The organism is Streptomyces flavidovirens DSM 40150, assembly GCF_000429085.1.
Taxonomy (GTDB): domain Bacteria; phylum Actinomycetota; class Actinomycetes; order Streptomycetales; family Streptomycetaceae; genus Streptomyces; species Streptomyces flavidovirens.
The window spans coordinates 38,856-45,430 of the sequence record NZ_AUBE01000036.1 but is presented as its reverse complement, the minus strand read 5'-3'; the positions used below and the strand labels follow the sequence as shown (position 1 = coordinate 45,430).

Sequence of the window (6,575 nt, the reverse complement as noted above, 5' to 3'; positions counted from 1 at the left end):
GTGGTGGAGTCGACGCACACGATGGTCCAGTCGACAGCTCCGACGGCATCGGAGTGCTGCTGGACATGCGCGAGGAGCCGGTCCCAGGTGCCGTCGGCGGACCAGTGCCGGAAGCGTTCATAGACCGTCTTCCACGGCCCGTACCGTTCGGGCAGGTCACGCCAGGCGGCCCCGGTGGACAGCTTCCACAAGATCCTGTTCACGACCTGGCGCCGGTCCCGGACCGGTCGGCCCATCCGTCCCGGCGCCAGCAACGGAGCGATCAACGCCCACGACTCATCCGTCAGTTCATGTCGACGCACCACTAACGGACCAACGACTTACCCACTTTCCGGACACGACCTAGCCGCTGACACCTGACCGCCACTGTCGACGGTGACTTCTGACAGAGGCCTCAGCGAGGGCCGGCTGCCGGCGCCGCTTCCGCTAGCCGCCGGCTTCGGGCACCGGGCCGCCGGTCTCCGACACCGCCCTCAGCCGGGCGTACTCCTCGGCCATGGTCTGCGCGGTCCAGTGAGCGTTGAGACCGCTCGGGTTCGGCAGGACCCACACACGGGTCTCGCCGATCGTCCGTTCCTGCGGCCCGACGACTGCCTTCTTCTCGCCGAAGGCGGTGCGGTAGGCGGTGATGCCGACCACCACCAGCCACTTCGGCCGGAGCAGTTCGACCTTCGCCGTCAGGATCCGCCCGCCCTCGCGGAACTCCTCGTCGCTTATCTCGTCCGCCCGCGCACTCGCTCTGGCCACCACGTTGGTGATGCCAAGGCCATAGGAAAGGAGTTCGTCCTGCTCCGCCGGCTTCAGCTGCCGGGGAGTGAATCCCGAGAGGTGCAGCACCGGCCAGAAGCGGTTGCCCGGGCGGGCGAAGTGGTGGCCCGTCGCGGCCGACATCAGCCCCGGATTGATGCCGCAGAAGAGCACGCGCAGGCCACCCGCGACCACGTCTGGGACGAGGCGGTCGCGGGCGGCCAGGACTTCTTCGGGCGTCATGCCGTGCGGATCAGAGGATCGATCCGGGGGTGTACCCGGCGGCGTCGGGGTGCTGCTTGGCGATCTCCTCGATGCGGGAGACCACGACGCCGACCTGCTGCGCCGCCGCTCCCGTGAAGGACAGCTTGTCGGCCATCAGCTCGTCCAGCTGCGCCCGGTCGAGCGGAATCCGCTCGTCGGCCGCGAGCTTGTCCAGCAGCTCGTTGCGCTCGGCGCCCTGCTCCCGCATCGCCAGCGCGGAGGCGACGGCGTTCTCCTTGATGGCCTCGTGCGCGACCTCCCGGCCGACCCCGGCCCGTACCGAAGCCATGAGCACCTTGGTCGTCGCGAGGAAGGGAAGGTAGCGGTCCAGCTCGCGGGCCACGACCGCCGGGAAGGCGCCGAACTCGTCGAGCACCGTGAGGAAGGTCTCCAGCAGACCGTCGAACGCGAAGAACGCGTCGGGCAGCGCGACCCGGCGCACCACCGAGCAGGACACGTCGCCCTCGTTCCACTGGTCGCCCGCCAGCTCGCCCGTCATCGAGGCGTAGCCGCGCAGGATCACCATGAGGCCGTTCACGCGCTCGCAGGAGCGGGTGTTCATCTTGTGCGGCATCGCGGACGAGCCGACCTGGCCGGGCTTGAAGCCCTCCGTCACCAGTTCGTGCCCGGCCATCAGCCGGATGGTCTTGGCAAGAGAGGAAGGAGCGCCCGCCAGCTGCACCAGCGCGGTGACGACCTCGTAGTCCAGCGAACGCGGGTACACCTGGCCCACCGAGGTGAAGGCCTGGGAGAAGCCGAGGTGAACGGCGATCCGCTGCTCCAGGTCCGCCAGCTTCCCGGCGTCGCCGCCCAACAGGTCCAGCATGTCCTGGGCGGTGCCGACCGGGCCCTTGATCCCGCGCAGCGGGTAGCGGCCGAGCAATTCCTCAAGACGCCCGTACGTCACCAGCAGCTCGTCGGCCGCTGTCGCGAAGCGCTTGCCGAGCGTCGTCGCCTGGGCCGCGACGTTGTGCGAGCGGCCCGCCATGACGAGCTCCGCGTACTCGGCGGACAGCTTGCCGAGCCGGGCCAGCACGGCGACCGTACGGTCGCGCATCAGCTCCAGCGACAGCCGGATCTGAAGCTGCTCGACGTTCTCGGTGAGGTCGCGGGACGTCATGCCCTTGTGGACCTGCTCGTGGCCCGCGAGCGCGTTGAACTCCTCGATCCGCGCCTTCACGTCGTGACGCGTGACCTTCTCGCGCTCGGCGATCGACGCCAGGTCGACCTGGTCGAGCACCCGCTCGTAGTCGGGGATGGCCTCGTCGGGCACCTCGATGCCGAGGTCCTTCTGAGCGCGGAGCACGGCGAGCCACAGTTGGCGCTCCAGCTTCACCTTCTGCTCGGGGGACCACAGGACGGCGAGTTGCGCGGAGGCGTAGCGGCCGGCCAGGACATTGGGGATGCGAGGCTTCGCAGGAGCAGCAGTCACGTGACCAGAGTTTACCTGCCGTCTTCAGCGGCTCGTGAGCGCCCACACAGTCCATAAGGTCCAGGTCAGAGGCTCCCAGACCACCGTGTCACGCACAGCGTGTGAGACGCGCGTGAGACGGAACGGCCCCGGGCTGCTGATTCCAGCCCTGCCGGGTCCTTGATCCGAAACCGCTCCGATCAAGGAGGGAACCGAACCCATGCAAGACTGCACCAACAGGGCGACGACCTTGGTTGGCCGCGGACTATCTGCGGCCCGTCTAGCCGAGCACTCTCCTCTCGGTACCGCCCCCTGCGCCCCCTGCGGCGCCGCAGGAACGGAGGCAGGCCGATGAGCCCGCCGCGCACTGTCACGGTGCCGACCTTCGACCACGGCCCGGTCACCGTGACCAGCCTGGAGCAGCGGACCATACGGTATACCAGGTCGAGTACCAGGTGGTCCTCGCGCACGCTGGCGCCGAGGCCGTCATGACCCATGACGGCGGACCGCTCCACTTTGCCAATCGGTAGCAGTACTCGTACGGCCGGAGCGTCCGTCGCCACGTGGGCGTATACGTCGAGCAGTCCGGGTTCGCCCGGACACTGGCGTTGGCGGAGCTGGCCGCGGCGCTCGTCGACCACGTCGCGTAGTTCCGACCTCGCCGCCCCTCAGCACCCTCCGCTCTGCTGGGGGATGAGTAAAGCGGATCGGCGCGGTCGCCACTCTTGCGGCCGTGAGCGTCGTCCTTACCGGTGCCGGATTCTGGCAGAGCGCGTGAGACGACGAAGCCCCGCCGAATCCAGCGGGGCTTCGTTGCGCGGCGTTCTACGACGGCGTGCAGTGTCCGGTGTGGGCACCGTTGTACTCCGGCTCTCCGGTTTCGAGCACTCGGAGCAATGATGCGGTGACGACACGTGTCGTACGGCCGATGCGTAGCACACGGCATGGGAACTCCCCGCGATGGACCAGGTCGTAGCCCTTCGCGCGCGAGAACCCCAACGCCCTGGAGGCGTCCTCCAGGCTCCCTGTTCCGTCCCAGGTGGCGCGGATACGCGTAGGACTGTACTGGGTGCCCTGTACCCCGTTAGTTTGTCCGTGTATTTCGATTCTCCATTTCTCGATGTCGGACGCACAGACGTGTGGATGGAACGCCTGTGGCGAATGAGCAGTGCAAGGTGCCGGGTCGGAAATTGGTCAAGACTGCGGTGACCCAAGTGAGGTCATCATCCTGCGCTGAGGCGCATATGGATGGCAGGCCAATCCGGCGCCGTCTCTTTCCCGGCTTCGTCCGAGATGCGATATCTCATGTGGCCTCTAGAGATCTTTAACGGCGGGGGTTACGCGGTGTGAGGTCGAGTCCGGTCGTTGGCGCTGTAGGTGTCGTCATGGTTCGCCCTGCTGACGGTGTTCGGAGTTGCCGGTCAGGCACAGGCGTGCTCCGTTCGGCTCAGGCCAACGCGCCTGCGGCTCGCCACGATGGTCGACTGGGCCAGACTCTGTACCGTTGTGAAAGGGAGCTCAGCATGCCAATCGTCGCGGTCTTCGATATGCCGGGGATGACCCAGGCTCAATATGAGCAGAGCGCCGAGAAGGTATCTGGTCGGCCTGGCCCGGTAAAGAACCCGCAGACTGGCCGGTGCCCGGCCTGATCTCGCACACCTGCCGCCCCTACTCCCAACGGATGGCTCGTAGTCGACGTATGGGAGTCCGAGAAGGCATTCCAGCAGTTCGGCGAAACCATCATGCCAATCCTGCAAGAGATCGGCGTCCCTGACGCACAGCCGAAGATCTATCCGGTGTTCAACGTGGTCACCCGCTAGCTAGAGATCTTTAACAGCTAGGTTACGGCGGTTGGAGGTCGAGGCCGGTCTTGGCGATGAGGCCCTCGATGAGGCGGGGGCGGTACTGCATCCGTTTCAGCCGCGTCTTCACCAGGGCGGTGAGCTGGTCGAGGCTGTGTTTGGTGAGGTTGGCCAGTGACCTCTTCAGGTGCGACCACACACCTTCGACGGGGTTGAGCTTGGGAGCGTACGGAGGCAGTTGGTAGACGGTGAGCCATAATCGGGCGGCGATCAGCTCGTGCATGGTGCGGCTGATGTGCGTGTTCAAGTTGTCCCACACCAGCACGATGGGGCCGCCGAGCTGCTGGTGCGCGGCATCCAGCAGGCGGGCGTAGTCGGTCTCGGTGAAGCCCTTGCGGCGGCCCTTGGCGGGACCACGGTCGAGGTGGATGCGGTAGATCAGCCGGGGCTGGTGGCCGGGCTTGGTGCAGATCAGCGCGGCCATCGAGACCCGTTTGGTGCCCGTGGCGCTGACCCGCACCACCGGGGGTGGCCCGGCGGCCCCAGGTGCGGCCCTCGGGCGGCCTCAGGCCCTGGCCTGCCTCGTCCTCGAAGCAGACCCAGGCGCCCAAGCCCGCCGCCTTCTTTTTATGACGGGCCACTGCTCGTCCTTCCAGGCAGCGATTTTCGCCTCGTCCCGCTCGGTGGCCTTGCGGGAGGGGACATGCACGCTCCAGCCGATGCGGTGCAGCAGCAGGTCCAGGCTGGCAAGGGTGTACTCGACGCCGAACCGGCGGCGCACGATCTCAGCGATCCGGGCCAGCGTCCAGCACTGGTCACTCCAGCCCGAGGCGGCCGGGCCGACATCCAACACCGACTCCAGAACGCGGAGTTGGCCAGCACCGAGCTTGCAACGGGCGCCACCAGGGCCCTTGGAGACCAGAGCCTGCCGACCGTCCGAAGCCAACGCCCGACGCCAGCGGTTCGCCGACATCCGGGTCACCCTGAATCGTCGGGCCACCTCCCGGTCACTGGCCCCTGCTTGGATCAAGTCAGCAGCTGCGAGTCGGACTTGTTCACGCCGAGCCCGCTCTTCGGCCGTCAATCCACCGCCATCGGGATACCTCATTCTCACGGCATACCGCGGCCCACGACAGCCGTCACGACCCGACGTAACCCGCACCGTTAAAGATCTCTAGCGTGCACGGTACCTGTTCCGGAGCAGCTCCGTGGCGGTGCAGTCGCTAATGGATGCGCGACGAGTTCAATTTATGGTCGTCTCGGTGATGCCTTTCGCGTATGGGCAGGTCGTGGCGGTGAACTATCAATGATGCGTGGGATCGCCGGTTTGGCTAACCGGCGATCCCACGCTATGTTCCCTGGCTCTGACGTGCCGGCGATCAGCGTGTGCGGCTGACCGCGGGGCTGGCTGGGGCCGCCGGGATGACTGGCGGCGTGGTGCCGAGGCTCGTCCCTGGAGTGCGCTGATGTGCTCGGCTTAGACGCAAGTCCCCGTTGGCCACCGACTGCGGGCCTCCCTCAGTTGGATGACGACCCGGCATCTGTGGGGCGGTCCACCTCGGTGGCTCGCGTCGGGCCGTGACTTCCTTGTCGCATCTTGTGGTTGTCCAACGGATCAGCTCGCGAATACCCTCTACCGGCGGGTTCATTTTCGCTGCGGGGCCGGTGCCTCAGCCATTGTGGGGAGTGAGTATGTCGGAAGACGGAGTGCAGTGGCTGGCTTATGAGGGACTGGAGGGGTTCTGGTTGCTCGCGGCGCGGAACATCTCCGCCCGTGAGCTGCTGGGCCGGGTGGGCTGCTCCGGCGACGAGCTGCATTTGAGCTGGGGTGACGGCACATCGCTTGAGGTCGAGACCAGAGTAACGCTGCTGCGTTCAGTCACTGTCGGAGACTGGTCTGTCGCGCTGGGGCAATACGGGCCGTCCGGAGAGGCCGGCAGGGCGCTCGATGCAGCGGTCCGCAGGGCTTCCCGGGGTACAGACGCGGTGGACATTTCCCAAACGACGAATTTCGATACCTTCTTTGCTTACGCCTCTCATGAGCGGACGCTCTGCACGTTCGATCCACTGGCGGATGCCGAGCCCCGCGGGGATCAGCCCGATTCGGTGGTGCCGGCCATGCAGCGGGTGGGACTGCTCGATTCGGACGGCAACCCAGTGGAGTGGGATGAGAGTCCGGAACGCGACCCTATGTTGCTGACTCTCAAAATGGTCGAGGATTGCTTTTCGCTTTCGGTACCCCGCACGATACTCGCCGATGAGGTCTTGACCATGCGCGCTCCGTCCTAATAAAGCCCTGAGGCCGAAGAGGTGTCCTCTTCGGCCTCAGTTCCACGGCCCGACGCTTTTCT

The 6,575-nt window shown here is 66.4% G+C and carries 4 protein-coding genes and 1 pseudogene; 1 reads left to right on the top strand and 4 read right to left on the bottom strand.

Annotated elements, in window-relative coordinates; genetic code table 11:
- From G412_RS0129535 to G412_RS41870, 4 genes and pseudogenes are all read right to left on the bottom strand, one after another.
- Positions 1–305, bottom strand: a 305-nt coding sequence (locus G412_RS0129535; protein WP_157839192.1) for a transposase, incomplete at its 3' end; no start/stop codon positions are given.
- A gap of 121 nt (positions 306–426) precedes the next feature.
- Positions 427–990, bottom strand: coding sequence for a G/U mismatch-specific DNA glycosylase (gene mug, locus G412_RS0129530; RefSeq protein WP_028815198.1), 564 nt, complete (start codon positions 988–990; stop codon positions 427–429).
- A gap of 10 nt (positions 991–1,000) precedes the next feature.
- A complete protein-coding gene (purB, locus tag G412_RS0129525) occupies positions 1,001–2,443 on the bottom strand; it encodes an adenylosuccinate lyase (protein WP_028815197.1) in 1,443 nt (480 codons plus the stop codon).
- Between the two features lie 1,821 nt (positions 2,444–4,264).
- A pseudogene (locus G412_RS41870) lies at positions 4,265–5,332 on the bottom strand (IS630 family transposase).
- Between the two features lie 584 nt (positions 5,333–5,916).
- Between G412_RS41870 and G412_RS0129505 the strand changes: the two are divergent.
- Positions 5,917–6,513: a DUF6461 domain-containing protein gene (locus G412_RS0129505; RefSeq protein ID WP_028815194.1), complete on the top strand. Its 597-nt coding sequence runs from the start codon at positions 5,917–5,919 to the stop codon at positions 6,511–6,513.
- Positions 6,514–6,575 lie beyond the last annotated feature (62 nt).

What these genes read in the sequence shown, in the direction of transcription:
- mug (WP_028815198.1), bottom strand. Translation starts at nt 990, where the DNA reads ATGACGCCCGAAGAAGTCCTGGCCGCCCGCGACCGCCTCGTCCCAGAC.
- G412_RS0129505 (WP_028815194.1), top strand. Translation starts at nt 5,917, where the DNA reads ATGTCGGAAGACGGAGTGCAGTGGCTGGCTTATGAGGGACTGGAGGGG.